A 26,443-nucleotide genomic window follows, 5' to 3' on the forward strand; every position below is an offset into this window, starting at 1 on the left:
CAGGGTTGCATGAAGATTTTCGGGCCGCTGTACGAGCGGGCGATGAAGTGGGCGGCGCACGAACGGGCGCCGACCTACCTGACGGTATTGAGCTTCTTCGAGGCGATCATCTTCCCGGTGATGCCGGAGGTGATGCTGGCGCCGATGTGCGTGGCCCAGCCCAAGCGCGGGTGGTGGTTCGCTACCCTCAGCCTGGCCGGCTCGATGGTCGGTGCGCTGGTCGGCTATGCGCTGGGTCATTACGCGTTCGAGGCGATCAAGCCGCTGTTCGAGGCGCTCGGCATGCTGCCGGCGATCGAGCAGGGCATCACCACCGTGCAGGCGAAGATGGCCGAGTCGCCGTGGGCGGTGTTCACCTTCCTGGTGCTGGGCGGCTTCATGCCCATCCCGATGAAGGTCTTCACGTGGGCATCGGGTATCGTCGGCGTACCGATGCCGCAGTACCTGTTGAGCATGCTGATCGGTCGCGGCAAGCGCGTGTTCGTGCTGGCCGCGGTCATCCGTATCGGCGGTGCGCGTGCCGAAGCGGCGCTGCGCCGCTGGATTGAACCGCTGGGCTGGATCGCCACCGCGTTGGTGGTGGTGCTGATTGCCTGGCTTGTATGGAGGTCGAAGTTCGCATGAGTCCTGATCGTCTGAGCAAGGGAGTGCGCATCGGCGCGCTGGCTGTGCTGGTTTCCACCCTGGCTGCCTGCGGCACCGCCACCGTGGTCCGACCGGGTGGAGGCAGCAGCAGTGGTGGCGTGACCACGCCGAAGACCTCGGTGCCCAAGCCGGGGCAGACCGTGGTCGTGCGCAAAGGCGACACCATCTATGCACTGGCCCGTATCCACGACATCACGCCGGCCGACCTGATTGCCTGGAACAGTCTGGACAATCCATCGACCATCCATCCGGGGCAGGTGATCCGCCTGTACCCGCCGGGTGCCAGCGGTGGCCGCGCGCCCACGACCGTGGTGACCGCGCCGCGTCCGGGCGGCAGTGCCGGCAGCACCGCGCCGGTCACCGCACCGGCGGGGCCGGTGAAGAGCAACATCGCCTGGCGCTGGCCGGCCGATGGCGCGATCGTTGGCCGCTATGTCGCCGGTGATGCGACCAAGCAGGGCGTGGACATTGCCGGCACCAGCGGCCAGGCGGTGAAGGCCACCGCCAACGGCGTGGTGGTGTATTCCGGCGCCGGACTGGTCGGTTACGGCGAGCTGATCATCATCAAGCACAGCGACCAGTGGCTGTCGGCCTATGGCCACAACCGCAAGCGCCTGGTGAACGAAGGCCAGAGCGTGAAGGCCGGCGAGCAGATTGCCGAGATGGGCCGTACCGGTGCGAACCGCGACATGGTCCACTTCGAGATCCGTTACAACGGCAAGCCGGTCGACCCACAGCAGTATCTGCCGGCGCGCTGACGCAGGCGGATGCGGGGTAGCGCCGGGCTTGCCCATGTAGAGCCGAGCCATGCTCGGCTGCTCTTCGCCGCGATGTGGCGCCGGCCGGGCATGCCCAGCGTGCGCCCAGGCTGAACGGCAAGGGCTGTTTACGATCCTGATTGCCGCGTCTCCATCTTCCCGGTCAACCGCGAACGCGGCATCCTGCTGCAGACCCCATCGCCTGTGGTGCCGCATGATCTGCCGCCTTTCCGTTCTGGCGTCGCTTGCCATCCCGGCGCTGGCAACCGCCGCCAGCAATCCCCATGACGTCGCCACCCGCTTCTACGCCGCCCTGCAGAACAGCGGGCCGGATCAGGCGGTGATCGCGCCGCTGCTGGGTGATGCCCTGCGCGCCGCCATCGATGCGCAGCGCGGCTATGAACAGGCCTGCACCGCTCTGGCGGCGCCTGACGAAAAGCCGCACATGCTGGACCAGAGCCCCTATCTCATGGCGCCGGATCGGCCGGAAACGGTAAAGGTTGGGCTGCCCGGCGCGAGCGGCGAAGCCACCTGGATGCCCGTCGAGATGGCGATAGGCGACTATCGCTGGACCGACCGGGTCCTGCTGCAGAGGCAGGGCCAGGACTGGAAGGTCATGGATATCCGCTGGGGCCAGGGCGGCAGCCTGATCGGGCGGCTGAAGGACTTCTCGGCCTTTCGTTGTACCGCCACGCACGGGTAGCGCCGGGCCATGCCCGGCGGCGGCGCCTCAGCCTTCGAGAATGAAGGCAGCCGCGACCTTGCGGCCTTCGCCGGCGAGAATGTTGAACGTGCGCGCGGCGGCGGGGTTGTTCATCACTTCCAGACCGATGCCGCGGGACAGGCAGGCCGCCATCACTGCAGCCGGCGGAAACACCTGACGATCACCGGTGCCAAGCACGATCAACGCCGGGTTCAGCGCCAGGATCGGCTCCAGGTCGGCCAGCTGCAGCTCGGCCGAACGCACCACCGGCCACTGCTCGACCAGCTGGTCAGGGGTCAGGAAGAAACTGCTGTCCAGCACCTGCTCGTTCACCCGCGCCGAGCGGCCGTCGGCGGCGCGCAGGCTGTAGGCGTAATCAGGCGGTTCGTGGTTCAGCTGCATGGCGGTAGGGCGGTCAGCCGCGCGGCAGCACGATCTGGCGCTGTTCCTTGCTCGGACGGTACAGCACGGCGACGTGGCCGATGCGCTGCACCAGCGCGCTCCCGGTGGCGTCGACGATCTCGCCGATCATCACATCACGCGCTTCGCGGTCCTCGGCAGCGACCTTCACCTTCACCAGTTCGTGGCGCTCCAGCACTTCGTTCAGCTCAGCGAGGAAGGCCGGGGTCACGCCCTTGCCGCCGGTCTGCAGCAGGGCCTTCAGGTCGTGGGCTTGGCCGCGCAGGAAACGGGTCTGGGAGGCGGTCAGGGCGATGGACATGCAGGAAAAGACGGTTGAATGGGGCGATCAGGGTATCATGAGGACCCCATCCGCCCCTATTTTCAATGGCTACCCGCAGCAAAAGCAGCCAGCGCTGGCTCAAGGAACACTTCTCCGACCCCTTCGTGAAGAAGGCGCAGGCCGAGGGCATGCGCTCGCGCGCCGCCTACAAGCTCGAAGAGCTGCTCGAACGTGACCGGTTGCTGAAGCCCCACATGGTGGTGGTCGACCTCGGCGCGGCCCCAGGCGGATGGTCTCAGCAGGTTCGGAGACAGATCGGCGACACTGGCCGCGTGCTGGCCCTGGACATCCTGGACATGCCGCCGCTGGCCGGCGTGGAGTTCCTTCACGGTGACTTCAGGGAAGAAGCCGTCCTATCGCAGTTTGAAGCCATGCTCGGGGATCAGCCGGTAGACCTTGTGCTGTCGGACATGGCCCCCAATAAGAGTGGTGTGGGCGCGGTCGACCAGCCGCGGATGATGCACCTGGCGGAGCTGGCCCTGGATTTTGCCGACAACCACCTCAAGACCGGTGGGGCATTCCTGATCAAGCTGTTCCAGGGCGAAGGCTTTGACGACTACGTGCGCGACATGCGCCGCCGGTACGACAAGGTTTCCATCCGCAAGCCGGAAGCGTCGCGCAAGCGCTCTCCCGAGGTGTATGCCTTGGGTCAGGGAAAACGCGCCCACATGAAGTAAGCTCGCAACGTACGCAAGTTCGACCCCAACGCAACGCCAGCACTAAGAGGAACACCGGAGCCAATGAGGATGAACGACTTGACCAAGAACCTCCTGCTATGGGTGGTCGTCGCCGTCGTGCTGATGGTGGTCTTCCAGAGCTTCTCGCCCAAGACCTCCGGGGCTGGGGCGCAGGGCGCGTCGTATTCGCAGTTCCTGGACCAGGTGGACAGCGGCAACGTGCAGAAGGTCGCCTTCGGCGGCGACATGCGCGGCGGCACCAGCCAGCTGACCTACACCACCCGCGGTGGGCAGTCGTCCACGATCACCGCGCCGTTCGATCGTGACCTGATCAACGTGCTGCGCACCAAGAACGTGGAAATCGTGCAGGAGGAGCCGTCCAGCGGCATTTCCCTCGGCGCGATCCTGATGAATTTCCTGCCGGTCATCCTGATCATCGGCTTCTGGTTGTTCATCATGCGCCAGATGCAGGGCGGTGGCGGCGGTGCCAAGGGCGCGATGTCCTTCGGCAAGTCGCGCGCCAAGCTGCAGGGCGAAGACCAGATCAAGGTCACCTTTGCCGACGTCGCCGGCTGCGACGAGGCCAAGGAAGAAGTGGGCGAGCTGGTCGACTTCCTGCGCGACCCGTCCAAGTTCACCAAGCTGGGCGGCAAGATTCCGCGCGGCGTGCTGATGGTGGGCCCGCCGGGTACCGGCAAGACGTTGCTGGCCAAGGCCATCGCCGGCGAAGCCAAGGTGCCGTTCTTCTCGATCTCCGGTTCGGACTTCGTGGAAATGTTCGTCGGCGTCGGCGCCAGCCGCGTGCGCGACATGTTCGAGCAGGCCAAGAAGCACGCCCCGTGCATCATCTTCATCGACGAAATCGATGCCGTCGGTCGCCACCGTGGTGCCGGCCTGGGCGGCGGTCATGACGAGCGCGAGCAGACCCTGAACCAGCTGCTGGTCGAAATGGACGGTTTCGAGGGTGGCGAAGGCGTGATCGTGATCGCCGCGACCAACCGTCCGGACGTGCTGGACCCGGCGCTGCTGCGCCCGGGCCGCTTCGACCGCCAGGTCGTGGTCGGCCTGCCGGACGTGAAGGGCCGCGAGCACATCCTGAAGGTGCACATGCGCAAGCTGCCGCTGGCCGACGACGTCGAGCCGATGGTGATCGCGCGCGGTACCCCGGGCTTCTCCGGTGCCGATCTGGCCAACCTCTGCAACGAGGCGGCCCTGTTCGCCGCGCGTGGCAACGAGAAGGAAGTCCGCATGGACCACTTCGACCGTGCCCGCGACAAGATCCTGATGGGTGCCGAGCGCCGCTCGATGGCCATGAGCGAGGACGAGAAGACCCTGACCGCGTACCACGAAGCCGGCCACGCCATCGTCGGCCGCCTGGTGCCCGAGCACGACCCGGTCTACAAGGTCACCATCATTCCGCGCGGCCGTGCGCTGGGTGTGACCATGTACCTGCCGGAAGGCGACAAGTACTCGATGAACCGCGTGGCGATCCAGTCGCAGCTGTGCTCGCTGTACGGCGGCCGCGTCGCTGAAGAGCTGATCTTCGGTGAGGACAAGGTCACCACCGGTGCCTCCAACGACATCGAGCGCGCCACCAAGATGGCCCGCAACATGGTCACCAAGTGGGGCCTGTCCGAGCAGCTCGGTCCGATCGCCTATGGCGAAGAGGACGACGAGGTGTTCCTGGGCCGCTCGGTCACCCAGCACAAGAGCGTGTCCAACGACACCGCGCGCCGCATCGACGAGGAAGTGCGCAACATCCTCGACAAGGCCTACGCCCGCACCACGCAGCTGTTGACCGACAACATCGACAAGCTGCACGCGATGTCGCAGCTGCTGCTGCAGTACGAGACCATCGACGCGCCGCAGATCGACGCCATCATGGAAGGCCGCGACCCGCCGCCGCCGGCCGGCTGGAACAAGTCGAACAAGGACGGTGGCAATGACAAGGGCGGCGACGCCCGTCCGCTGCCGCCCATCGCAGGCCCGGCCGAATCGCACTGACGGCCCGCTGCACGTGATACCAGACGAGGCCGGGGCAACCCGGCTTCGTCGTTTCCGGGCCCGCGCCCCTCCCGAAGAACCGAACTGACGCTGGAGCCCGCATGTCCGCCCCGAAGCCCGAACCGATTTCCCACACCGCCGAGATGATCATCGCCACGGTGGTCGGCGTGGGCGTAGGCCTGGGCGCCGACAACCTGCTGCTGGGCTGTGTGGTGGGTATCGCGGTCGGCATCGTGCTGAGCATCGCCAAGACCCTGTACGTAGACCGCAAGCGCCGCCGCCGTTGAGCGGGGCAACAGGGCTGCGCCCTGCACCCGTGGTAATGCCAGCCGCTGGCCGGCAACCTCAGCAGCAACAGCGACAGCGGCATTCCGTGGTTTGGCGGGGCGGTGTCGGATGGCGGGGACGCCGTAAACCCATCCATGGGGGCTTGGCAGCCGCATCCATGCGGCTGACACCCCGCCATCCGACACCGCCCCACCTCTGACAGATTCCTGCTGCTGTTGGTAGGTGTCGACCTTGGTCGACACGGTAGATCCACGCCATGCGTGGATGCATTTCGATTCCAATTCGAAATATTCGATTCCGATGGAGATTCATCCACGCATGGCGTGGATCTACGACAGATCGCGGAGATCTGTCGAAGGCGGGGTGGGTCCGGTTGCGGGGGCGTGAGCGCCATGGATGGCGCGACCGAGCCTACATGGAGGTATTTACGGCGTCCCCCGCAACCGGACCCACCGCGCCATCCCACAGGAAACCCGCTGTTGCTGTTGCTCTGGCCTCTGCGGGTGCAGGGCGCCGCCCTGCCGAACTAAACTACCCGCCGTTGTCCCAGCAGGATCACCCATGTTCGATACCTCGCCCCAGCTCGATTGCGCCGGCCGCATCCTGCGCCTGGACCGTGCCCGGGTCATGGGCATCGTCAACGTCACCCCGGACTCGTTCTCCGATGGCGGCGCGCACGACACCACCGAGGCCGCGGTCGCCCACGGCCTGAAGCTGGTCGAGGAAGGCGCCGACCTGCTCGACATCGGCGGCGAATCGACCCGTCCGGGCGCTGCGCCGGTATCGGTCGAGGAGGAGCTGCGTCGGGTGATCCCGGTGATCGAGCAGTTGGCCGCGCGCAGCGCCGTGCCGATCAGCATCGACACCTTCAAGCCGGAGGTGATGCGCGCCGCGGTGGCCGCCGGCGCCGGCATGATCAATGACATTTTCGGCCTGCGCCAGGACGGCGCACTGGAAGCGGCTGCCGACGCCGGCGTGCCGGTGGTGCTGATGCACATGCAGGGCGAGCCGGGCCATATGCAGGCCGACCCCCACTACGACGACGTGGTCGCCGAGGTGCATGGCTTCCTGGTCCAGCGCCTGTTCGCTGCGGAAATGGCCGGTATCGCCAAGAAGAACCTGCTGATCGATCTTGGTTTCGGCTTCGGCAAGACCACCGGGCACAACATGACCCTGCTGGCACGTTCCGAGCGCTTCCTGGAACTGGGCGTGCCGATGCTGGCCGGCCTGTCGCGCAAGCGCAGCCTTGGCGAACTGACTGGCCGCGACAGGCCCTCCGAGCGCGTGGCTGCCTCGGTGGCCGCGCATCTGATCGCGGTCCAGCGCGGTGCCCGAATCGTGCGCGTGCATGACGTGGCCGCCACCGTCGATGCGCTGAAGATCTGGCAGTCCGTCGAAGCCGTGCCGACGCCGCGCGCCGACGCCACGCCGACGATCCGCTGGCCGGACGAAGACTGATGGGCATCGACCGGCGCCCGCTGGCGATCGCCGTGATGGGGCCGACCGCCAGTGGCAAGACCGCCACCGCGATCGCCCTGGCACAGCAGCTGGATGGCGAAATCGTCAGCGTCGATTCGGCGCTGGTATACCGCCACCTGGACATCGGCTCGGCCAAGCCTGATGCGGCTGAGCGTGCACAGGCGCCGCACCATCTGCTGGACCTGCGCGATCCCTGGCAGACCTACTCGGCGGCCGAATATGCCGCCGATGCCGGCCGGGTCGTGACCGACATCGTGGCACGCGGCAAGATGCCGATCCTGGCTGGCGGCACTGGCCTGTACTTCCGGGCGCTGCTGCAGGGCCTGTCACCGATGCCGGAGGCCGATCCGGCGACGCGCGAAGCGCTCAGCGCCGAGGCAGCCGAGCGTGGCTGGGCGGCACTGCACGCTGAACTGGCCAAGGTCGACCCGGCTGCCGCCGCGCGCATCCACGCCACCGACCCGCAGCGCATCCAGCGGGCGCTGGAGGTCTACCGTCTCACCGGCACGCCGATCAGTGAATGGCAGCGGCGGCCGGGCGTGGCGCCGTTGCCGGTGCGCACCCTGAAGCTGATCCTCGCGCCGCGTGTCCGCGCCGTCCTGCACCAGCGCATCGAGGCCCGCTTCGATCTCATGCTGGCGCAGGGCTTCCTCGACGAGGTCCGCGCGTTGCGCGCGATGCCGCAAATGGCAGCGGTGGAGGCGCCCCTGGACCTGCCTGCGGTGCGCGCGGTCGGCTATCGCCAGGCCTGGGAGCATCTGGACGGGGAGGGCGACCCGGCCCGCTTCCGGGACAAGGCGATCTTCGCCACCCGCCAGCTGGCCAAGCGCCAGCTGACCTGGCTGCGCGGCGAGCTTGATGGGCGCTGGTTCGACCCCCACATCGACCAGGAGCGACTGGCCGAGGCGGTGTCGACCTTCATCGCACGCTGAACCCCCGCCAGCCGTGTAACATCATCGGTCGGCGGGCGGCTCGGGGGCCGTGGCAAACCGTCGGCAACCCAATAAGAACAATAATCAGGAGTGTGCAATGTCCAAGGGGCAATCGCTGCAGGATCCTTTCTTGAACGCACTGCGGCGCGAGCGCGTGCCGGTTTCGGTGTACCTGGTCAACGGCATCAAGCTGCAGGGCACGATCGAGTCGTTCGACCAGTTCGTTGTCCTGCTTCGCAATACGGTGAGCCAGATGGTCTACAAGCACGCCATTTCCACGGTGGTGCCGGCACGCAACGTGAAGGTGGGCCCGGGTGGCGGCTATGTGCAGTCCAGTGAAGGTGGTCAGGCAGGTGATGAAGCAGACGAGTAAGACCGGAGCGGTGAATGTTTGACCGCTCGAAAAAGGGCGAACACGCCCTGTTGATCCAGCCGCATTTCGGCAAGCTGGAAGACGATGTGCTGGAAGAGTTCGGTGATCTGGCCCGCTCGGCCGGGGCCAGCATCGCCGCCACGATCACCGCACGCCTGGACCGTCCCAACCCGTCGACCCTGATCGGCAGCGGCAAGCTGGACGAGATCAAGGCGGCGGCCGATGCCAGCGGGGCCGACCTGATCCTGGTCAACCATGCGTTGAGCCCGGGCCAGGAGCGCAACCTGGAGCGGTTCCTGGAACGCCGGGTGATCGACCGTACCGGCCTGATCCTGGACATCTTCGCCCAGCGTGCGCACAGCCACGAAGGCAAGCTGCAGGTCGAACTGGCGCAGCTGCGCCACCTGGCCACGCGGCTGGTGCGAGGCTGGACCCACCTGGAGCGCCAGCGCGGCGGCTCGATCGGCCTGCGTGGGCCCGGTGAAACCCAGCTGGAAACCGACCGCCGCCTGCTGCAGAAGCGCGTCGAGCAGCTGCAGAAGCGGCTTGAGAAGGTCGAGGTGCAGCGCACCCAGATGCGCCGTGCCCGCGTGCGCAGCGAACTGCCGCGTGTGGCCCTGGTGGGCTATACCAATGCCGGCAAGTCGACGCTGTTCAATGCCATGACCGGCGCCGAGGCCTACGCCGCCGATCAGTTGTTCGCCACGCTGGACCCGACCGTGCGTCGTATCGCGGTGCCGGGTGGCAACGTGGTGCTGGCCGATACCGTCGGCTTCGTCCGCGACCTGCCGCACGATCTGGTCGCCGCGTTCCGCTCGACCCTGTCCGAGGCGCGCGAGGCCGATTTCCTGCTGCACGTGGTCGATGCCGCCGACCCTCATCGCGAGGAACGCATCGCGCAGGTGGACGAGGTGCTGACTGCGGTTGGCGCCGGCGATCTGCCGCAGCTGCTGGTGTTCAACAAGATCGATCGTATTGACGGCGCCGACGTCCGCCACGACGGTCAGGACGGCGTGCCCGACGAATCGCGGCGTGAACGCGTGTGGATTTCCGCACGCGACGGGCAGGGCCTGGAGCTGTTGCAGGCGGTGCTGGGCAAGCGCCTGGGCCTGCAGCACGTCACCGGCGAGCTGCGCCTGCCACCGGATGCCGGCCGCCTGCGCGCGCGCCTGCACCAGCTGGAGGTGATTCGCAGCGAGCAGGCCGACGAGGAAGGCTGGCTGCTGCAGGTCGACCTGCCGATCGCCGAGGCCGAGAAGCTGGCCGCCAGCGCCGACGGTGCACCGATCCGGGCGCTGCTGCCGGAAAGACTGCCGGAGTGGTGAGGTAGCGGCCCGGCCCGGTAGTGCCGGCCGCTGGCCGGCAACGCAACCGTTCCGGGGCGCGCGACATCAACCTGTCATCTGCGGTACAACGTGCAGGTTCTTCACCCCACCGTCATGCCGATGTCCATCCCCACCGACGCCGTTCTCAACGCCCAGTCCGCCGCGCTTGGGCAGCGCCTGCAGCAGGCCTCGCTGCAGATGGTGACCGCCGAAAGCTGTAGTGGCGGCTGGATTGCCAAATGCATGACCGATGTCGCCGGCTCCTCGGCGTTCTTCGACTGCGGCATGGTGGTCTACAGCTACGAGGCCAAGCAGCGCCTGCTGGGCGTGCGCGCGCAGACTCTGGAGCAGTTCGGTGCGGTCAGCCGCGAAACCGTGCTGGAAATGGTGTCCGGCGCCCTGGTCAACTCCGGTGCCGGCATCGCGGTGGCGGTCACCGGCATCGCCGGCCCGGGCGGTGGCAGCCCGGACAAGCCGGTGGGCAGCGTCTGGATCGGCTGGAAGCGCCGTGGCGGTTACGCCCGCGCCGAGCTGTTCCAGTTCGATGGCGACCGCGAAGCCATCCGCCGGCAAACCGTGGCGGCGGCGTTGCGCGGCATCGACGCCCAGCTGTGACATGCTGCTCCGGTAATCGTCCGGAGCACGCATGATGTGGGAAACGCTGGGCACGGTCCGTGACCTGGGCCGACTGCAGGAAATTGCCGTCGTCCTGATCCGCTACGGCTTCGGCGACGTGGTGCGGCGCATAGGCCTGGCCACCACGCTGGAGCGGGCAGGGCGCCTGCTGCACTGGAACGAGGACCGCCAGGAACTGCTGCGGATGACCGCGCCGGTGCGCGTGCGCAGCGCGATGCAGGATCTGGGCCCCACCTTCGTCAAGCTTGGCCAGGTGCTGGCCACGCGCGTGGACCTGCTGCCGCCGGAGTGGATCGCCGAGTTGTCCGAGCTGCAGAACGCGGTGCCCGCGCTGCCGTATGCCGAGATCCGCGAGCAGCTCGAGTCCGACCTTGGCGCCTCACCGGCCGAGGTCTTTGCCTTCCTCGATGAAACCCCGATGGCAGCCGCCTCGCTGGCACAGGCCCATCGCGCGCGCCTGCACGATGGCCGTGAAGTGGTACTGAAGGTGCGCCGCCCGGGCATCCGTGACGTGGTCGAAGCCGACCTGCGCCTGCTGGCACGGCTGGCCGAGATCGTCGAAGCCCGCCTGCCGGACCTGCGTCGCTACCGTCCGGCCGAGGTCGTGCAGCAGTTCACCGTGTCGCTGCGCCGCGAGCTGGATTTCGCTGCCGAATGCCGCAACGCCGAGCGCATCGCGCGCAATTTCAACGGCCGTGACGACATCCTGATTCCGGGCGTGCACTGGCAGTGGACCTGCGAGAGCCTGAACGTGCAGGACTTCGTCGACGGTATTCCCGGTCGTGATCTGGCTGGCGTCGATGCGGCGGGGCTGGACCGCCGTGAACTGGCCCGGCGCGGCGCCGACATCGTGTTGAAGATGGTGCTCGAGGACGGCAGCTTCCACGCCGATCCGCACCCGGGCAACATCATCTACCTGCGCGACGGCCGCATCGGCGTGATCGATTTCGGCATGGTCGGCGCGTTGTCCGAGGTGCGCCGTTTCCAGGTGGCGCAGTTGCTGCACGGCCTGGTCGAACAGGACCCGCAGGGTGTGGCCGACGTGCTGCTGGACTGGGCCGGTGGCGTGGAAGTGGACGAGAACCGACTGCAGCACGACATCAGCCAGTTCGTCGACCAGTATCGCGGCGTGCCGCTGAAGGACCTGCGCATCGGTCTGATGCTGGGTGACATCACCCAGCTGCTGCGCAGCTACAGCCTGACCCTGCCGGCCGATCTGGCCTTGATGATCAAGGCCTTCCTGACCCTGGAAGGCATGGGCCGGCAGCTTGATCCGGATTTCGACATGGCCAGCGCTGCGCGCCCGTTCCTTGAACGCGTGGTGTTGCAACGCTACGCCCCCAGGGCGCTGCTCAAGCGCGGCCGACGCAGCCTGCTGGGCCTGGTCGACTTCGCCGGCGAGCTGCCGCGCGACCTGCGCAAGCTGGTGCAGGCAGCGCGCCGTGGGCGACTGCAGCTGAAGGTGGAAACCAGCGCGCTGCAGGGATTTGGCGAGCAGGTCAACCGCGCCGCGAACCGGCTGGTGATGGGCATCGTCACGGCCGCACTGATCATCGGCTCGTCGATCGTGATGCACAGCGTCGGCGGTGTCTCCAGCCGCTGGCTGCTGGCGCTGGGCGTGTGCGGCTTCATCGGCGCCGGCTTCTGCGGCGTGTGGATCCTGTTTTCGATATGGAGAAGCGGCAAGCACACGTAGTGTGCTTGCCGCAGCGGTTCCCGAAGGGAACCGCGGAATCGCGCAGCGATTCCTGTAGAGCCGACTGTCAGTCGGCTGCCTTTGCTTTTGCTTTTGCCTTTGCTCTTGCCTTCGCCGGCTGGCCGACCGGCCGGCTGGCCGGGGCACGCCGGCCGAGCATGCCCCGGCCCCACAGGTCCGCACCCCTTGTCGCCCCCGGCACTTGCAGTCCCGGATATTAGTAGTAATACTACTAACCATGGACCTGACCGACACCCAGCAGGCGATCCTGCAGTTGATCGCCGAGCGTATCGAGAGCGAAGGCGCACCGCCGTCGCAGACTGAAATCGCACGTGCGTTCGGCTTCAAGGGCGTACGCGCGGCCCAGTACCACCTGGAAGCCCTTGAGCAGGCCGGTGCGATCCGTCGTATTCCGGGCCAGGCCCGCGGCATCCGCCTGGTGCAGGCGCCGCCGGTGGAGAAGCTGGCCGAGCCGGGGCTGCCCGACAGCGTGCTGCGGCTTCCGGTGCTGGGCCGGGTTGCGGCAGGTCTGCCGATCGGCGCAGACATCGGCTCCGATGACTTCGTGGTGCTGGACCGGGTGTTCTTCTCGCCGGCCCCGGACTACCTGCTGAAGGTGCAGGGCGACTCGATGATCGACGAGGGCATCTTCGACGGTGACCTGATCGGCGTGCACCGCACCCGCGACGCCCATTCCGGGCAGATCGTGGTGGCCCGCATCGATGACGAGATCACGGTCAAGCTGCTGAAGATCGCCAAGGATCGGATCCGCCTGCTGCCGCGCAATCCCGACTACAAGCCGATCGAGGTGCTGCCGGCTCAGGATTTCGCGATCGAAGGCCTCTATTGCGGCCTGCTGCGGCCCAACCGTTGACTTCTCTCACAGTGCATTACCCGCGGTCTTTTGTGGCGATTCTCTGGTTCCACTGAGGTTGGTACGGATGTCCGATAATTCTTTTCAGAGCGCCGGGCAGAATCTCAGCCTGTGCGATACGTCCGACTTAAAGTGAGCCCATGGCAAAGAAGACCCCCAAAGACATCACCTCCAACGATTCCACCTCTGCAAGGACCCCTCCGATGGACGAGAACAAGAAGCGCGCCCTCGCTGCAGCTCTGGGCCAGATCGAGAAACAGTTCGGCAAGGGCTCGGTGATGCGCATGGGCGACCGCGTGGTCGAGCCCGTGGAAGCCATCCCGACCGGCTCGCTGATGCTTGACATCGCACTGGGCATTGGCGGCCTGCCGAAGGGCCGTGTCGTTGAGATCTACGGGCCGGAATCCTCGGGCAAGACCACGCTGACCCTGCAGGCCATCGCCGAATGCCAGAAGATGGGCGGCACTGCAGCCTTCATCGACGCCGAGCACGCGCTGGATCCGATCTACGCCGGCAAGCTGGGCGTGAACGTGGACGATCTGCTGCTGTCGCAGCCGGATACCGGTGAGCAGGCGCTGGAAATCGCCGACATGCTGGTCCGTTCGGGCTCGGTGGACATCCTGGTGATCGACTCGGTCGCCGCGCTGACCCCGAAGGCCGAAATCGAAGGCGAGATGGGCGACCAGCTGCCGGGCCTGCAGGCCCGTCTGATGAGCCAGGCGCTGCGCAAGCTGACCGGCAACATCAAGCGCTCCAACACCCTGGTGATCTTCATCAACCAGCTGCGCATGAAGATCGGCGTGATGATGCCGGGTCAGAGCCCGGAAACCACCACCGGCGGCAACGCGCTGAAGTTCTACGCCTCGGTCCGCCTGGACATCCGCCGCATCGGTGCGATCAAGAAGGGCGACGAGATCATCGGCAACCAGACCAAGATCAAGGTCGTCAAGAACAAGCTGGCGCCGCCGTTCAAGCAGGTCATCACCGAGATCCTGTACGGCGAGGGCATCAGCCGCGAAGGCGAACTGATCGACATGGGCGTGGAGGCCAAGCTGGTCGAGAAGGCCGGCGCCTGGTACAGCTACGGTGAAGAGCGTATTGGCCAGGGCAAGGACAACGCCCGCGGCTACCTGCGCGACAACCCGACCGTCGCCGCCAAGCTCGAAGCCGAGCTGCGCGAGAAGTTCCAGCCGGCCGAAGCGGCCCGCGAGGAAGGCGACGACGACGGCGACGACGAGTAAGGCTTGCTGTGGGGCAGGGCGGCGCCGTCAGTGACGTTGCCCTGTCCCGCAGGTTCGAATCGCCCAGGGATGGGCAGGGCGCCACGGACGGCGCCACCCTTGGAGTACCGATGTCCGACGCCGAAGACATTCCGACTGGCCGCAAGCGCCGGCCACGCGAGCAGACTCCCGTACAACGGGCACTGGGCCTGCTGGTTCGCCGTGAGCACTCGCGCAAGGAACTCACGCGCAAGTTGACCGCGCGCGGTATCGAAGACGAAGCCGCGCAGGCTGCTGTCGCCAAGCTGACCGAGGCCGGCTGGCAGGATGACACCCGTTTTGCCGAGAACCTGGTGCGGATGCGTGCCAACACCGGCTATGGCCCGATCCATGTCCGCGCCGAACTGGGTACCCACGGTCTGGACAGCGCGGCAATCGCCGCCGCGATGGACAGCTACGAGGGCGACTGGCAGGAAAACGCCCGTGATCTGGTCCGCCGCCGCTTCGGTGAGGCCGGTCCGCAGGACCTGACGCAGCGGCGCAAGGCCGCCGATCTGCTGGCCCGGCGGGGTTTCGACGGCGAGAGCATCCGCCGGGCGACCCGCTACGACCCGGATGACTGAGACTGGCGGCGCCGGGCCTGATACCCTTTAGGTTTTCGGCGGTCCGTCGCGACCCTGGCCAACGCGGCCGGTGGTCCGGGTCCGCCGGCCCGCAGACTGCCAGCCCCCAATGAACGCATCCGCCAAATTCACCACTTCCCAGATCCGCAGCGATTTCCTTGAATTCTTCAAGGGCAAAGGCCACACCATCGTGCCGTCGGCGCCGCTGGTGCCGGGCAATGATCCGACCCTGCTGTTCACCAACTCCGGCATGGTGCAGTTCAAGGACGTGTTCCTTGGCGCGGAGAAGCGCAGCTACGTGCGTGCGGCCGACGTCCAGCGCTGCCTGCGCGCGGGCGGCAAGCACAACGATCTTGACCAGGTCGGTTACACCGCACGCCACCACACCTTCTTCGAAATGCTGGGCAACTGGTCGTTCGGTGACTACTTCAAGAAGGATGCGATCGCCTGGGCCTGGGAGCTGCTGACCCAGGTCTGGAAGCTGCCGGCCGAGCGCCTGCTGGTCACCGTCTACCAGACCGATGACGAAGCCTATGCGCTGTGGCGCGACATGGTCGGCATTCCGGAATCGCGCATCGTGCGCATCGGCGACAACAAGGGCGCGCCGTTCGCTTCGGACAACTTCTGGCAGATGGCCGACACCGGCCCGTGCGGCCCGTGCACCGAGATCTTCTACGACCACGGCGACCACATCGCCGGTGGCCCGCCGGGTTCCCCGGATGAAGACGGTGACCGCTTCATCGAGATCTGGAACCTGGTGTTCATGCAGTTCGACCGCCAGCCTGACGGCACCCTGGTGCCGCTGCCGGCGCCGTGCGTGGATACCGGCATGGGCCTGGAGCGCCTGGCGGCGATCCTGCAGCACGTGCATACCAACTACGAGATCGACCTGTTCCAGGCGCTGATCCGCAAGGCCTCCGAGCTGACCGGCACCGCCGACCTGGAGAACAAGTCGCTGCGGGTGATCGCCGATCACATCCGCGCCTGTTCGTTCCTGATCGTCGACGGCGTGCTGCCGTCCAACGAAGGCCGTGGCTACGTGCTGCGCCGTATCATCCGCCGCGCCCTGCGCCACGGCTGGATGCTGGGCGTGCGCCAGCCGTTCTTCAGCAAGCTGGTGCCGACCCTGGTCGAGCAGATGGGCGAGGCCTACCCGGAACTGCCGGCGGCGGTGGACACCGTCACCCGTGCGCTGCAGGCCGAGGAAGAGCGTTTCGCCGAGACCCTCGATGCCGGCATGAAGATCTTCGAGGATGTCGCCGGCAAGGCCAGCAATGGCGTGATCCCGGGCGTCGACGCCTTCCGCCTGTACGACACCTATGGCTTCCCGCTCGACCTGACCCAGGACATCGCCCGCGAGCGTGACCTGACCGTCGACATCGCCGGCTTCGATGCGGCGATGGAGCAGCAGCGCGAGACCGCGCGTGCGGCCGGCAAGTTCGGCGGCGGCGTGACCCTGCCGGCCGAGCTGGTGGCCACCCTCAGCCCGACCGTGTTCCTCGGCTATGACCGTCTGCAGGCCGATGGCCTGACCGTGCTGGCCCTGCTCAAGGACGGTCGTCCGGTGCAGTCGGCCGATGCCGGTGACGCGGTGATCGTGATTACCGACAAGACTCCGTTCTACGCCGAGTCGGGCGGCCAGGTCGGCGATACCGGCGTGCTGACCGGCAACGGCGTCCGCCTGGCGGTGGACGATACCCAGAAGTTCGCTGGTCAGTTCCATGGCCATGTCGGCACCCTGTCCGAAGGTGGCCTGAAGGTCGGCGACGTGCTGGCTGGCCAGGTCGATGGCGAGCGCCGTGGCGCCACCATCCTCAACCACTCGGCCACCCACCTGCTGCACGCGGCCCTGCGCGAAGTGCTGGGCACCCATGTGCAGCAGAAGGGCTCGCTGGTGGCGCCGGACCGCCTGCGCTTCGACTTCTCGCACTTCCAGCCGATCAGCGCCGAAGAACTGGCGGTGATCGAGCGCAAGGTCAACCAGCAGGTGCGTGCCAACAACGCTGCCGAAGTGCACACCATGGCCATGCAGGAGGCCCTGGACTTCGGTGCCATGGCCCTGTTCGGTGAAAAGTACGGCGAGCACGTGCGCGTGCTGAAGATGGGCGACTACTCCACCGAGCTGTGCGGTGGCACCCACGTCAACCGTACCGGCGACATCGGCCTGTTCAAGATCACCTCCGAGGGCGGTGTGTCCGCCGGCGTGCGCCGCATCGAGGCGGTCACCGGCCAGGGCGCCCTGGACTACGTGGACGCTGAAGAGGCCCGACTGGCCGAGGCCGCTGACCTGCTCGGCGGCAGCGCCGCCGACGTGGTCGAGAAGATCCGTGCCCTCGGCCAGCGCCAGAAGCAGCTGGAACGCGAACTGGAAGCCGTGAAGGCCAAGGTTGCCGCCGGCGCCACGGCCGACCTGTCCGGCCAGGCCGTCGAGGTTGCCGGTGTGAAGGTGCTGGCGGCCCGCCTGGAAGGCTTCGACGCCAAGGCCCTGCGCGACGCCGTGGACCGCCTCAAGCAGCAGCTGGGCAACGCGGTGATCGTGCTGGCCGGCGCGCAGGACGGCAAGGCCGCCCTGGTCGCCGGTGTGAACGGCAGCGCAATGGGCAAGGTCAAGGCCGGGGAACTGTTGTCCCATATCGCCGGTCAGATCGGGGGCAAGGGCGGCGGACGCCCGGACCTCGCCCAGGGTGGTGGCGAGGACGGGCCCGCCCTTGCCACTGCGCTGGCTGCAGTCGTCGAATGGGTCAGCCCCCGCCTGTGATGAACCCTGCCGTCCCCCTCCTTGTAGGAGCGGGACGGCTGACGGTACCATTGCGAATCTTTTCCCTTTGTCGTGGTAGCGCTTCTTGACGGAGCGTCAAGCCGGTGGGGGATACCCTTCCACACGGTTCCATGGAGACTTACAAAAATGTTGATCCTGACTCGCCGCGTCGGCGAAACCCTGATGATCGGTGACTCGGTGAGCGTCACCGTGCTTGGCGTCAAGGGTAACCAGGTGCGTATCGGCATCACCGCGCCGAAGGACGTCGCTGTGCATCGCGAAGAGATCTACCAGCGCATCCAGCGCGGTGACGAAGCCGGTGGCACCGGTAGCGAAAATTCTGCCGAATAACGCTTTACCTTCGCACTCGATTAACGTTATGATTCACGCCCCGCTGAGGTGCAACGCACCAGACGCGGAGAACACCCCGGAGTGATGCCCGAGTGGCCGAAGGGGCTCCCCTGCTAAGGGAGTATAGGGTCAAAAGCTCTATCGAGGGTTCGAATCCCTCTCACTCCGCCAGATACAAGAAGCGCCTGCAGATCGTCGATCTGCAGGCGTTTTTCTTGCGCGGATGCAGGAACCCGGCGTGCCATCCAACGGTCATTGATCACTGGATGGCGGCCGGATCAGGCTCTCCTCAGAGCTTCACCGTCACACCCACCTGGAAGCCGCGCCCCGGCAGCGGCGCGATGTACTTCAACGGCGAGTTGTGCGGGCGCGCTTCCTCGTTGAGCAGGTTGCTGCCGTTGACGAACACTTCCATGCCGGCGATGTAGGCGTTGCGTACCGGCAGTTCGCGGCTGACCTGCAGATCGACCAGGTTGAACGCATCCAGCGGAATCTCCTCGCTGACGTTGCGGCCGAGGTACTTCTGGGTGTCGTAGTAGGTGCTGGACAGCTGCGCCTTCCAGCCCTGCCGCTGCCATTGCAGGTTGGCGCCGTAACGGTTGGTCGGCATGTTTGGCAGGTACTGGCCATCATTGTGGGCGCGCAGCGAGTCGGGATGATCGGCCTTGTTCTTCACCAGGTCGGCGAAGGCGGACACGTTCAACGTGCCATAGCGTCCGAGGTCCAGCGCCTGCGAGGCATCGATCTCGAAGCCCTTCACCGTGGTGTCGGTCTGCTTCCAGTACTTCAGCGGCAGGCGGTTGGCCATCTGCGCGCCGGAATGGCCGAGGTAGAGGTAGTTCTCGTAGCGCATCCGGTAGGCGGTCGCCGACAGTTCGAATCCACCCAGGTGGAACAGGCCGGTCAGCTCCAGATTCTTCGCACGCTCCGGTTCGAGATTCTGGTTGCCTTCTTCCTGGGTCATCACCGAGTAGTGCGCGTTGCTGGCATACAGCTCGTTGATCTCAGGGGCGCGTTGCGATGATGAGTAGCGCAGCTTGGCCGCGAACAGGGGACCCAGCTCGACATACGAACCGAGGCTGTAGCTGTTGAGCCGGTAGGAACGGTCCTGCAGTTTCGTGTTGGCGGCATTGCGCGAGGTCTTGAAGCGGCTGGGCTGCAGTGCGTGGTCGACGCGCTCATGGCGCGCGCCGGCATCGAAGGTGGCCCAGCCGAGATCCAGCGTTTCCTTCAGGAATACCGCATTGCTGCGGCTGTCGACGTCGGGCAGGTAGCGCAGCGCGCCACTGCCGGTGACGTCGCGTGCCTGACGGCCCACACCCAGCAGGCCACTGAGCGGCCCGATCCGCTGATGGCTGAGCAGCAGTTCGGCCTGGGTACTCTGGAAGTCGTAGTCGTTGGCCCTGGAAGCACCGAGCCGTTCGCCCGAGGTGTTGTCCAGTCTTGAAACGCGCAGTTCGGCGCGTTCGAAGCCCGGCAGTGGATCGCGCAGCAGCGCCTCCAGTGCGTAGCGCTGCTGCTTGATCACCACGCCCACCGGCAGGCCGTCGGCGTAGTTGGAACCAAACGAGAGATTCTGCATCGAGAAGCCGGGCACGCCGTACTCGCTGTCCTTGGCATCGATGCTGACACCGACGTAGCCACGGTCGAAGAACAGGGTCGATCCGAGCGCCACCTGCGAGTTGCGCGCGTAGCTGTTGCCCAGCCGGTGGTGATAGTTGGGCGTCACGTCATTGTTGATCTGCTTCTGCACGTAGGACGGCGTGCCGGCGACGTAGGCAGGATTGACCGGATTGATATAGGTGCGGCGCTGCCACACCGAGGTCGGGCTGTTGGTGTAGAACGAGAAATCGCCGTCGGCCCAGTCCGGGTTCTCGGTCATGAACTGGTCGATATACGGCTGCGAGGCCTTGTTGTAGATCTGCTGCACACGCGCCTCCTTCTGGCAGCTGTCAGCCAGGGCGGAGTTGACGCCACCGGTGGCCGGGAACAGGCGGGTGTTGCAGACGCCGGCCTTGCTGTCACCGGGGATGTCGTAGTGCGAGATGCGCTGGCGCGAGACCTGCAGGTTGGTGGAGAAATTGCGCTGGTTGTTGAAGTTCATGCGGAAGCCCTGCGCATCGGCCGCGTTGAAGCCTTTGCGCAGGACCAGCTCCATCGACTGGTCCTTGTCTTCCATCGTGCGCGAGATCAGGCCGGAGTCGATCTCGACGCTGCCGCCGATCGCGTTGCCGCCATGGCGCACCGTATCGGAGGACTTGTTGACGGTGACACTGCGCACGAACAGCGGATCGAAGGGAATGTTGATGTCACCACTGATCGCATTCATGCCCAGGATGGACTGGCCGTCCTGCAGGATCTGCACGCGGTTGCCGCTGAGGCTGCGGATGACCGGCGCACCTGCATTGGGCCCGAAGGCGCTGCTCTGCACCCCGGAGACATGTTCGAGCAGGTTGCCCAGGGTACGGTTCTGCGCCTGTGGGTTGTCGACGGTGACCCGGTTGTCGATGCGCGAAGGCTGGGTGGCCTCGACGCGCAGGGTAGGGAGGGTAGGTTCGTCCGCCGCATGGGCGCTGTGGACGGCGAACAGGATGGCTGCAGCAAGCAGGTGGCGACGCATGACACGCTCCGTGAAAATGGCGTGAAATGTTATAACGTAACTATTTGCAGCGACAAGTGACAAAGCGGCCGCTGCAGGCGCCCGGGCCGGGTGCCCCCGTTCATCTGGACGGCTTGCCTGGCGCCCCGGCAGCGCGCACGATCCGGGTCACTGCGCAGCGCCACGCACGCGCAGGCCCTTCTTCACTCGAACGGAGCATCGTATGAAGCTGTTGTCTGTGCTGTTGCTGTCCGCGCTTTCGCTGCCTGCCGCGTCGCTGCAGGCGGTGGAGGCTGCGCCTTCGCCGCTGTTGGGCCGCTGGTCGCTGGATGTCTCCACCTCGGCGCTGCCCGTCGCGCAGCGCCCGAAGCAGGTGCTGCTGGAGTTCCGGGACGCCGGCGCCGGCCGCTGGAGTTCGCACGTGGATATCGTGCTGCACGACGGCAAGACGATGAAGTCCGATGGCACGCTGGCGCTGGATGGCACGCCGGGGGCCTTGTCCGGCACCTATGGCGCAGACAAGGCGAACCTGAAACTGCCGGCACCGAACACGCTGGTGATGCAGCTGGTGGACCATGGCACGCCGGCCTCCACACGCATCTATACGGTGGCGGCCGACCAGGCGACGATGACCGAGACCAAGGCATTCTACGGCCACGACGGCACGCCGATCCTGCAGACCAATCTGTTCAAGCGCATGCCGTAGGGCCGTAGCTACCTCGCCTGTGCAGCGTCGATGCGCAGGCGTGATGCGCCGAGTCAGGGCGCCGCAGGATCGGGCTTGCCGACATCGATGCCGTAGCGGTCGATCGCTTCCTGCATGCGCGCGCCTTCGATGCGGCCTTCGTCGGCCAACGCCTTCAGCGCGGCCAGCACGATGAAATGCCGGTCCACTTCGAAGAAGGTACGCAGCGATTCACGCGTATCGGAGCGACCGAAGCCATCGGTGCCGAGCGCGATGAAGCGGCGATCGTTGATGAAGGGACGGATCTGGTCGCCGACGAGCTTCATGTAGTCGGTGGCCACCACCACGGGGCCGTCATGGTCCTGCAGGCAGCGCTGCACGTAGGGCACGCGTGGGACTTCGGCCGGATGCAGCAGGTTCCAGCGCTCGGTGGCCAGGCCATCGCGGCGCAGTTCGGTCAGGCTGGTCGCGCTCCACACCTCGCTGGCAACGCCGAAATCCTGCCGTAGCAGCTCGGCCGCCGCTTCCACTTCGCGCAGGATCGCACCGCTGCCCATCAGCTGCACGCGTGGCTGCGAGGCGGTCCCGGCCGCGGCGGCGTGCAGCAGGTACAGGCCCTTGAGGATGCCGGTCTCGGCGCCCTCGGGCAATGCCGGTTGCGGGTAATTCTCGTTGAGCACGGTGATGTAGTAGTAGATGTCTTCCTGCTCGACATACATCCGGCGCAGGCCGTCGTGGATGATCACTGCCAGCTCGTAGTTGTAGGTCGGGTCGTAGGACACACAGCTCGGAATCACCGACGACAGCACGTGGCTGTGGCCATCGTCGTGCTGCAGGCCTTCGCCCATCAGCGTGGTGCGGCCGGAGGTGGCACCGAGCAGGAAACCGCGGGTGCGCGCATCGGCGGCGGCCCAGGCCAGGTCGCCGACCCGCTGCAGGCCGAACATCGAGTAGAAGATGTAGAACGGAATCGTGGCCAGGCCGTGGTTGCTGTACGCGGTGCCGGCAGCGATCCACGAACAGATCGCGCCGGATTCGTTGATGCCTTCCTGCAGGATCTGGCCGTCCTTGGCTTCCCTGTAGTAGCTCAACTGGCCCGCATCCTGCGGGGTGTACAGCTGGCCCAGGTAGGAATGGATACCGATCTGGCGGAACAGGCCTTCCATGCCGAAGGTGCGTGATTCATCGGGCACGATCGGAATCACCAGCCTGCCCAGTGCCGGTTCCTTCAACAGGCGGGTGAGGATGCGCACGAAGCCCATGGTGGTGGACTGGCCGCGATCGCCGCTGCCCTGCAGTTGGCTGTTGAAGATCGACAACGGCGGCAGCGGCAACGGGTCGACCTTGGCCAGGCGGGCCGGCAGCTGGCCACCCTGGAGGCGGCGGCGCTCGGCGAAGTAGATCGCTTCGGCACTGCCGGGTTCGGGGCGCAGGTAGGGCATTTCTTCCAGCTGGTCATCGCTGACCGGCAGGTCGAAGCGATCGCGGAACGCGCGTACCGCATCGGCGCTCATCTTTTTCAGCTGGTGGTTGATGTTCTGGCCTTCGCCGGCTTCGCCCATGCCGAAGCCCTTGACCGTCTTGGCCAGGATCACGCTTGGCCGGCCGCAGGTGTTCACCGCCTGTTGGTAGGCGGCAAATACCTTCTGCGGATCATGGCCGCCGCGGGTGAGCGCCCAGATCTGGTCGTCGCTCATGTGCGCGACCAGTTCCAGCAGTTGCGGGTAGCGGCCGAAGAAATGCTCGCGCACGTAGGCACCGCTCTGCGACTTGAACGTCTGGTAGTCGCCGTCCACGCATTCCATCATGCGCTTGCGCAGCAGGCCGCTGTGATCGCGTGCCAGAAGTTCGTCCCAGCCACTGCCCCAGATCACCTTGATCACGTTCCAGCCAGCGGCGCGGAAGGTGCCCTCCAGTTCCTGGATCACCTTGGCGTTGCCCCGTACCGGACCGTCCAGGCGCTGCAGATTGCAGTTGACCACGAACACCAGATTGTCCAGCCGCTCGCGGCCGGCCAGCGAGATCGCCGCCAGTGATTCGGGCTGGTCCATTTCGCCATCGCCAAGGAAGGCCCAGACCTTGCGGCCCTGGTGTTCCTTCAGGCCGCGGTATTCCAGGTAGCGCATGTAGCGCGCCTGGTAAGCGGCGGTCAGCGGGCCAAGGCCCATCGACACGGTGGGGAACTGCCAGAACCCCGGCATCAGGCGCGGGTGTGGGTAGGAGGATAGGCCCTCGCGACCGGCTTCGCGGCGGAAGTTGTCCATGCGCGCTGGATCGATGCGGCCTTCAACGTAGGCGCGGCCATAGATGCCGGGCGCGGAATGGCCCTGGATGTAGATCATGTCGCCGTCGAAGGTGTCGGTACGACCACGGAAGAAATGGTCGAAGCCCACGTCGTACAGCACCGCCGCCGACTGGTAGGTGGCGATGTGGCCGCCGACGTTGGAATGCTTGCCGGCACGCAGCACCATCACCATCGCGTTCCAGCGGATCATCGCGTTCAGGCGGCGCTCGATGGCCAGATCACCGGGGTAGGCCGGCTGCCGTTCGGGCGGAATGGTGTTGACGTAGGCGGTCCAGGCACGGGTATGCAGGTCGCCGTGCTGTTGTGCGTCGAGCTCGCTCAGCTGATCGATCAGGTAGTGCGCACGCGGCCGGCCACCGGACTGCAGCACCGCCTCCAGCGATTCACGCCACTCGCGCGTTTCCAGCGGATCGGTATCGAAGGGAGTGTGGGTTTGGTTCATGACGGTCTCCAGAGGGCGCCGGTGGGACCGCTGCCTGGGTGACCACCGAGGAGACAAGCGTAGGTGCGCGCCTGGATTGCAGGTAGACGGGCGCGGCTTGGGTCTGCGCCAATCCAGGGTTGCTGCGCTTCTGTAGAGTCGAGCGTTGCTCGACTGCTTTTCGATCATTGACCGGAACAAGCAGTCGAGCAACGCTCGACTCTACAAGGGCGCGATTGCCTAATCGTGCTCGAAGCGTAGCGGCTCGCTGCCCATCGCCGGGTCGCTGGTGCCGGGGCGTCCGTCCTCGGCGCGCCCGGCCAGGCGCAGCTGGCTCTCGCCCGCGCCGATGTTCAGGTCATACCACCCCGCCGTGGGCGCTGCATCCCATGCCAGCGTGGTTTCCGCACGGGCCGGCAATGTCAGCGTCTGCTCGGGCATATGCCCGGTGTAGGCGCCGGCCTGTACGCGCAGCGGCTGCGCAGCGTCCCCAGGTTGTGCAGGTGCAGGCGCAACTGGCCATCGGCGCGGTCGAGCACCGCCTGTACGGTCGGGCCCTTGGCCGCACCTTGGAAATGCCGGTGGAATCCGTTCGGGCCCAGCAGCCACAGATCGTAGCGACCCTGCGCATCAAGCGGCCAGCGCTCCCGCAGTGGGGTGCCCGGCACAAGTGTGTAGCGGCGGGGTATCGCATCGGGGCGCAGCCGGTCGTAGACATGCAGCACCGCCGCTGCGCCTTCGCAGGACAAGGACAGATCCAGGCCTGAGGCGTCGAGCGACGCAATCGATGCCTGCGGCCGGTAGGGCAGCGCCCGCGCCGGTCGCACGCCGCTTTCCTGCTTCGCCGGTTCCAGTCCTTCCGGCAACGTTGGCACGGTGCGCCCGGGCAGGGCGGCGGCACGGGCAGCCACCGCGCTCACATCGGGCAAGCCGCGTACGAACGGGCGGGTATCGCGTTGAGCGAAGTCGAAGGCGCCGGTCAGATCACCACAGACTGCGCGGCGCCACGGCGAAATGTCCGGGGCAGCCACACCGAAGCGGCGTTCGATCAGTCGTATCACCGAGGTGTGGTCGTACACCTGGGAATCGACCCAGCCACCCCGGCTCCACGGCGAGATCACATACAGCGGCACGCGCGGGCCCAGTCCGTAGGGGCGTCCGCGCAGCTCGGCGGCATCGTATTTTTCGTCGCCCGGTGCCGGGTGGCGGTGGTACTCGCCCTCAGTGCTGACCGACGAGGCACCGGCCCAGCCACCGTCCACCGCTGAGGGCGGGGCCGGTGGCGGCATATGGTCGAAGAAGCCGTCGTTCTCGTCGAACATCAGCAGCAGGGCAGTGCGGCTCCACACCTCCGGATCGGCGGTCAGTGCATCCAGCACACGCGCGGTATAGGCCGCGCCCTGGGCCGGGCTGGACGGGCCAGGATGCTCGCTGCCGGCGGCATCGGCGATGATGAAACTGACCTGCGGCAGGCGCCCGTCGAGCACGTCCTGGCGCAGTTGCGTCAGCCCGCGGGTGCTGACCCGCGCGCGCGCAGCTGCGGGTCATGCCCGGGTGCAGCGCTGTAGGCTCGACGGAACGCCTCGAAGCCGGCCAGCGGGTTGTCGGTGAAGTTGTCGGCCATGTCCTGGTAGATCTGCCAGGACACACCGGCCTTCTGCAGGCGCTCGACATGGCTGGTCCAGCGGTACGACGCCGGATGCCCGCCGTGTTCAGGGAAGTTGTCATGCGAGTTGGCGATCACCGGGCCACCGGCGCGGGCCTGTGCATCGTTGTGGCCGGTCCACAGGAACACCCGGTTCGGGTTGGTGCCGGCCTGCATCGCGCAGTGGTAGGCGTCGCAGATCGTGAACGCATCGGCCAGCGCGAACTGGAACGGCAGGTCACTGCGCTGGAAGTAGCCCATCGAGTGGTTCTGCTTGGCCTTCGGCCATTGCCCCATGCGGCCGTGGTCCCACGCGCGCTGTGCATCAGGCCAGGTATGCGGCGTGCCTTCCACGCGCATGTAGCCGAAGTGCGCGGCGGTATCCAGCGGGAAGGGCGCGATGGCCCGCTTGCCACTGGCGTCGGGCTGCAGCCACAGGCTGCGCATGCGCCCACCGGCTTCCAGTGCGGCGGCCGGGGCGACGAAACGGTCGCCGAAACCGCGCACCCCCGGCAGCGTGCCGAAGTAGTGGTCGAACGAACGGTTCTCCTGCATGAACACCACAATGTGCTGCAGGTCTTCCAGGCTGCGCGTCTGCGCGGCGGGGGCGATCGCTGCGGCCCGGGCGATGCTGGGCAGCAGCGGGGAAAGGCCGGCGGCAACGCCGGCCTGCAACAACCGGCGTCGGCCGATATCGGTCACGG

The 26,443-nt window shown here is 66.5% G+C and carries 22 protein-coding genes, 1 tRNA gene and 1 pseudogene; 19 read left to right on the forward strand and 5 right to left on the reverse strand.

Annotated features, from left to right (window positions below):
• Positions 1-9 precede the first annotated feature (9 nt).
• From N4G47_RS06305 to N4G47_RS06315, 3 genes are all read left to right on the forward strand, one after another.
• Entirely contained in the window at positions 10-624 is a 615-nt protein-coding gene (locus N4G47_RS06305; protein ID WP_014036746.1) for a YqaA family protein, read from the forward strand.
• Complete coding sequence (locus N4G47_RS06310; RefSeq protein WP_107233110.1) at positions 621-1,403, forward strand: peptidoglycan DD-metalloendopeptidase family protein; 783 nt, start codon at positions 621-623, stop codon at positions 1,401-1,403. Before N4G47_RS06305 ends, N4G47_RS06310 begins: the two co-directional genes overlap by 4 nt.
• A gap of 214 nt (positions 1,404-1,617) precedes the next feature.
• Positions 1,618-2,106: a YqhG/Tai3 family protein gene (locus N4G47_RS06315; RefSeq protein ID WP_475285925.1), complete on the forward strand. Its 489-nt coding sequence runs from the start codon at positions 1,618-1,620 to the stop codon at positions 2,104-2,106.
• A 27-nt stretch (positions 2,107-2,133) separates the two neighbouring features.
• Here N4G47_RS06315 and N4G47_RS06320 read toward each other — a convergent pair whose 3' ends face one another.
• Entirely contained in the window at positions 2,134-2,508 is a 375-nt protein-coding gene (locus tag N4G47_RS06320; protein WP_107233112.1) for an Mth938-like domain-containing protein, read from the reverse strand.
• A gap of 13 nt (positions 2,509-2,521) precedes the next feature.
• Positions 2,522-2,827, reverse strand: a complete 306-nt coding sequence (gene yhbY / locus N4G47_RS06325) for a ribosome assembly RNA-binding protein YhbY (protein ID WP_475285928.1) — start codon at positions 2,825-2,827, stop codon at positions 2,522-2,524.
• A 65-nt stretch (positions 2,828-2,892) separates the two neighbouring features.
• Between yhbY and rlmE the strand changes: the two genes are divergently transcribed.
• The 15 genes from rlmE (at position 2,893) to N4G47_RS06400 (ending at position 18,255) form a co-directional block, all read left to right on the forward strand.
• Positions 2,893-3,525 carry a 23S rRNA (uridine(2552)-2'-O)-methyltransferase RlmE gene (gene rlmE / locus N4G47_RS06330; protein ID WP_005409014.1) on the forward strand — a complete coding sequence of 211 codons (633 nt, stop codon included), beginning with the start codon at positions 2,893-2,895 and terminating at the stop codon, positions 3,523-3,525.
• Between the two features lie 69 nt (positions 3,526-3,594).
• Complete coding sequence (ftsH, locus tag N4G47_RS06335) at positions 3,595-5,529, forward strand: ATP-dependent zinc metalloprotease FtsH (protein WP_162292081.1); 1,935 nt, start codon at positions 3,595-3,597, stop codon at positions 5,527-5,529.
• Between the two features lie 101 nt (positions 5,530-5,630).
• Complete coding sequence (locus tag N4G47_RS06340) at positions 5,631-5,816, forward strand: hypothetical protein (protein WP_475285930.1); 186 nt, start codon at positions 5,631-5,633, stop codon at positions 5,814-5,816.
• Between the two features lie 562 nt (positions 5,817-6,378).
• The gene (gene folP / locus N4G47_RS06345) at positions 6,379-7,275 is read left to right on the forward strand and encodes a dihydropteroate synthase (RefSeq protein ID WP_475285932.1); all 897 of its coding nucleotides are present in this window, start codon (positions 6,379-6,381) and stop codon (positions 7,273-7,275) included.
• Entirely contained in the window at positions 7,275-8,228 is a 954-nt protein-coding gene (gene miaA, locus N4G47_RS06350; protein WP_475285934.1) for a tRNA (adenosine(37)-N6)-dimethylallyltransferase MiaA, read from the forward strand. The genes folP and miaA overlap by 1 nt, the downstream gene beginning before the upstream one ends.
• Positions 8,229-8,325: 97 nt before the next feature.
• Complete coding sequence (gene hfq, locus N4G47_RS06355) at positions 8,326-8,601, forward strand: RNA chaperone Hfq (protein WP_057498314.1); 276 nt, start codon at positions 8,326-8,328, stop codon at positions 8,599-8,601.
• A 14-nt stretch (positions 8,602-8,615) separates the two neighbouring features.
• Positions 8,616-9,926, forward strand: a complete 1,311-nt coding sequence (gene hflX / locus N4G47_RS06360) for a ribosome rescue GTPase HflX (RefSeq protein WP_475285936.1) — start codon at positions 8,616-8,618, stop codon at positions 9,924-9,926.
• A gap of 120 nt (positions 9,927-10,046) precedes the next feature.
• Positions 10,047-10,541: a CinA family protein gene (locus N4G47_RS06365; RefSeq protein ID WP_475285938.1), complete on the forward strand. Its 495-nt coding sequence runs from the start codon at positions 10,047-10,049 to the stop codon at positions 10,539-10,541.
• A gap of 34 nt (positions 10,542-10,575) precedes the next feature.
• Positions 10,576-12,258 (forward strand): 2-polyprenylphenol 6-hydroxylase, encoded by a 1,683-nt coding sequence (ubiB, locus tag N4G47_RS06370; protein WP_475289899.1) that lies wholly within the window; start codon positions 10,576-10,578, stop codon positions 12,256-12,258.
• Between the two features lie 238 nt (positions 12,259-12,496).
• A complete protein-coding gene (gene lexA / locus N4G47_RS06375) occupies positions 12,497-13,132 on the forward strand; it encodes a transcriptional repressor LexA (RefSeq protein ID WP_475285940.1) in 636 nt (211 codons plus the stop codon).
• Positions 13,133-13,335: 203 nt separating this feature from the next.
• Complete coding sequence (gene recA, locus N4G47_RS06380) at positions 13,336-14,373, forward strand: recombinase RecA (protein WP_057498318.1); 1,038 nt, start codon at positions 13,336-13,338, stop codon at positions 14,371-14,373.
• 110 nt (positions 14,374-14,483) lie between these two features.
• Positions 14,484-14,975: a recombination regulator RecX gene (gene recX / locus N4G47_RS06385; RefSeq protein ID WP_475285942.1), complete on the forward strand. Its 492-nt coding sequence runs from the start codon at positions 14,484-14,486 to the stop codon at positions 14,973-14,975.
• Positions 14,976-15,084: 109 nt separating this feature from the next.
• A complete protein-coding gene (gene alaS / locus N4G47_RS06390) occupies positions 15,085-17,733 on the forward strand; it encodes an alanine--tRNA ligase (protein WP_475285944.1) in 2,649 nt (882 codons plus the stop codon).
• Between the two features lie 147 nt (positions 17,734-17,880).
• Positions 17,881-18,084: a carbon storage regulator CsrA gene (gene csrA, locus N4G47_RS06395; protein WP_004152909.1), complete on the forward strand. Its 204-nt coding sequence runs from the start codon at positions 17,881-17,883 to the stop codon at positions 18,082-18,084.
• A 78-nt stretch (positions 18,085-18,162) separates the two neighbouring features.
• Positions 18,163-18,255 (forward strand) — tRNA-Ser (locus tag N4G47_RS06400).
• A 118-nt stretch (positions 18,256-18,373) separates the two neighbouring features.
• On the opposite strand, the gene N4G47_RS06405 is transcribed toward N4G47_RS06400, so the two are convergent.
• Positions 18,374-20,704: a TonB-dependent receptor domain-containing protein gene (locus N4G47_RS06405; protein ID WP_475285946.1), complete on the reverse strand. Its 2,331-nt coding sequence runs from the start codon at positions 20,702-20,704 to the stop codon at positions 18,374-18,376.
• A 202-nt stretch (positions 20,705-20,906) separates the two neighbouring features.
• Between N4G47_RS06405 and N4G47_RS06410 the strand changes: the two genes are divergently transcribed.
• The gene (locus N4G47_RS06410) at positions 20,907-21,389 is read left to right on the forward strand and encodes a LuxR family transcriptional regulator (RefSeq protein ID WP_475285948.1); all 483 of its coding nucleotides are present in this window, start codon (positions 20,907-20,909) and stop codon (positions 21,387-21,389) included.
• A 53-nt stretch (positions 21,390-21,442) separates the two neighbouring features.
• Here the strand turns inward: N4G47_RS06410 and aceE are convergent, their stop codons facing one another.
• Both aceE and N4G47_RS06420 read right to left on the reverse strand, forming a co-directional pair.
• Positions 21,443-24,115 carry a pyruvate dehydrogenase (acetyl-transferring), homodimeric type gene (aceE, locus tag N4G47_RS06415; protein WP_475285950.1) on the reverse strand — a complete coding sequence of 891 codons (2,673 nt, stop codon included), beginning with the start codon at positions 24,113-24,115 and terminating at the stop codon, positions 21,443-21,445.
• Positions 24,116-24,334: 219 nt separating this feature from the next.
• A pseudogene (locus N4G47_RS06420) lies at positions 24,335-26,441 on the reverse strand (phosphocholine-specific phospholipase C).
• Between the last annotated feature and the right edge of the window lie 2 nt (positions 26,442-26,443).

The sequence above is a fragment of the Stenotrophomonas sp. GSD10 genome (assembly GCF_056172695.1).

Excerpts from the sequence above, each read along its gene's own strand:
- N4G47_RS06305 (WP_014036746.1), top strand. The coding sequence starts at position 10 with ATGAAGATTTTCGGGCCGCTGTACGAGCGGGCGATGAAGTGGGCGGCG.
- N4G47_RS06310 (WP_107233110.1), top strand. The coding sequence starts at position 621 with ATGAGTCCTGATCGTCTGAGCAAGGGAGTGCGCATCGGCGCGCTGGCT.
- N4G47_RS06315 (WP_475285925.1), top strand. The coding sequence starts at position 1,618 with ATGATCTGCCGCCTTTCCGTTCTGGCGTCGCTTGCCATCCCGGCGCTG.
- N4G47_RS06320 (WP_107233112.1), bottom strand. The coding sequence starts at position 2,508 with ATGCAGCTGAACCACGAACCGCCTGATTACGCCTACAGCCTGCGCGCC.
- yhbY (WP_475285928.1), bottom strand. The coding sequence starts at position 2,827 with ATGTCCATCGCCCTGACCGCCTCCCAGACCCGTTTCCTGCGCGGCCAA.
- rlmE (WP_005409014.1), top strand. The coding sequence starts at position 2,893 with ATGGCTACCCGCAGCAAAAGCAGCCAGCGCTGGCTCAAGGAACACTTC.
- ftsH (WP_162292081.1), top strand. The coding sequence starts at position 3,595 with ATGAACGACTTGACCAAGAACCTCCTGCTATGGGTGGTCGTCGCCGTC.
- N4G47_RS06340 (WP_475285930.1), top strand. The coding sequence starts at position 5,631 with ATGTCCGCCCCGAAGCCCGAACCGATTTCCCACACCGCCGAGATGATC.
- folP (WP_475285932.1), top strand. The coding sequence starts at position 6,379 with ATGTTCGATACCTCGCCCCAGCTCGATTGCGCCGGCCGCATCCTGCGC.
- miaA (WP_475285934.1), top strand. The coding sequence starts at position 7,275 with ATGGGCATCGACCGGCGCCCGCTGGCGATCGCCGTGATGGGGCCGACC.
- hfq (WP_057498314.1), top strand. The coding sequence starts at position 8,326 with ATGTCCAAGGGGCAATCGCTGCAGGATCCTTTCTTGAACGCACTGCGG.
- hflX (WP_475285936.1), top strand. The coding sequence starts at position 8,616 with ATGTTTGACCGCTCGAAAAAGGGCGAACACGCCCTGTTGATCCAGCCG.
- N4G47_RS06365 (WP_475285938.1), top strand. The coding sequence starts at position 10,047 with ATGTCCATCCCCACCGACGCCGTTCTCAACGCCCAGTCCGCCGCGCTT.
- ubiB (WP_475289899.1), top strand. The coding sequence starts at position 10,576 with ATGTGGGAAACGCTGGGCACGGTCCGTGACCTGGGCCGACTGCAGGAA.
- lexA (WP_475285940.1), top strand. The coding sequence starts at position 12,497 with ATGGACCTGACCGACACCCAGCAGGCGATCCTGCAGTTGATCGCCGAG.
- recA (WP_057498318.1), top strand. The coding sequence starts at position 13,336 with ATGGACGAGAACAAGAAGCGCGCCCTCGCTGCAGCTCTGGGCCAGATC.
- recX (WP_475285942.1), top strand. The coding sequence starts at position 14,484 with ATGTCCGACGCCGAAGACATTCCGACTGGCCGCAAGCGCCGGCCACGC.
- alaS (WP_475285944.1), top strand. The coding sequence starts at position 15,085 with ATGAACGCATCCGCCAAATTCACCACTTCCCAGATCCGCAGCGATTTC.
- csrA (WP_004152909.1), top strand. The coding sequence starts at position 17,881 with ATGTTGATCCTGACTCGCCGCGTCGGCGAAACCCTGATGATCGGTGAC.
- N4G47_RS06405 (WP_475285946.1), bottom strand. The coding sequence starts at position 20,704 with ATGCGTCGCCACCTGCTTGCTGCAGCCATCCTGTTCGCCGTCCACAGC.
- N4G47_RS06410 (WP_475285948.1), top strand. The coding sequence starts at position 20,907 with ATGAAGCTGTTGTCTGTGCTGTTGCTGTCCGCGCTTTCGCTGCCTGCC.
- aceE (WP_475285950.1), bottom strand. The coding sequence starts at position 24,115 with ATGAACCAAACCCACACTCCCTTCGATACCGATCCGCTGGAAACGCGC.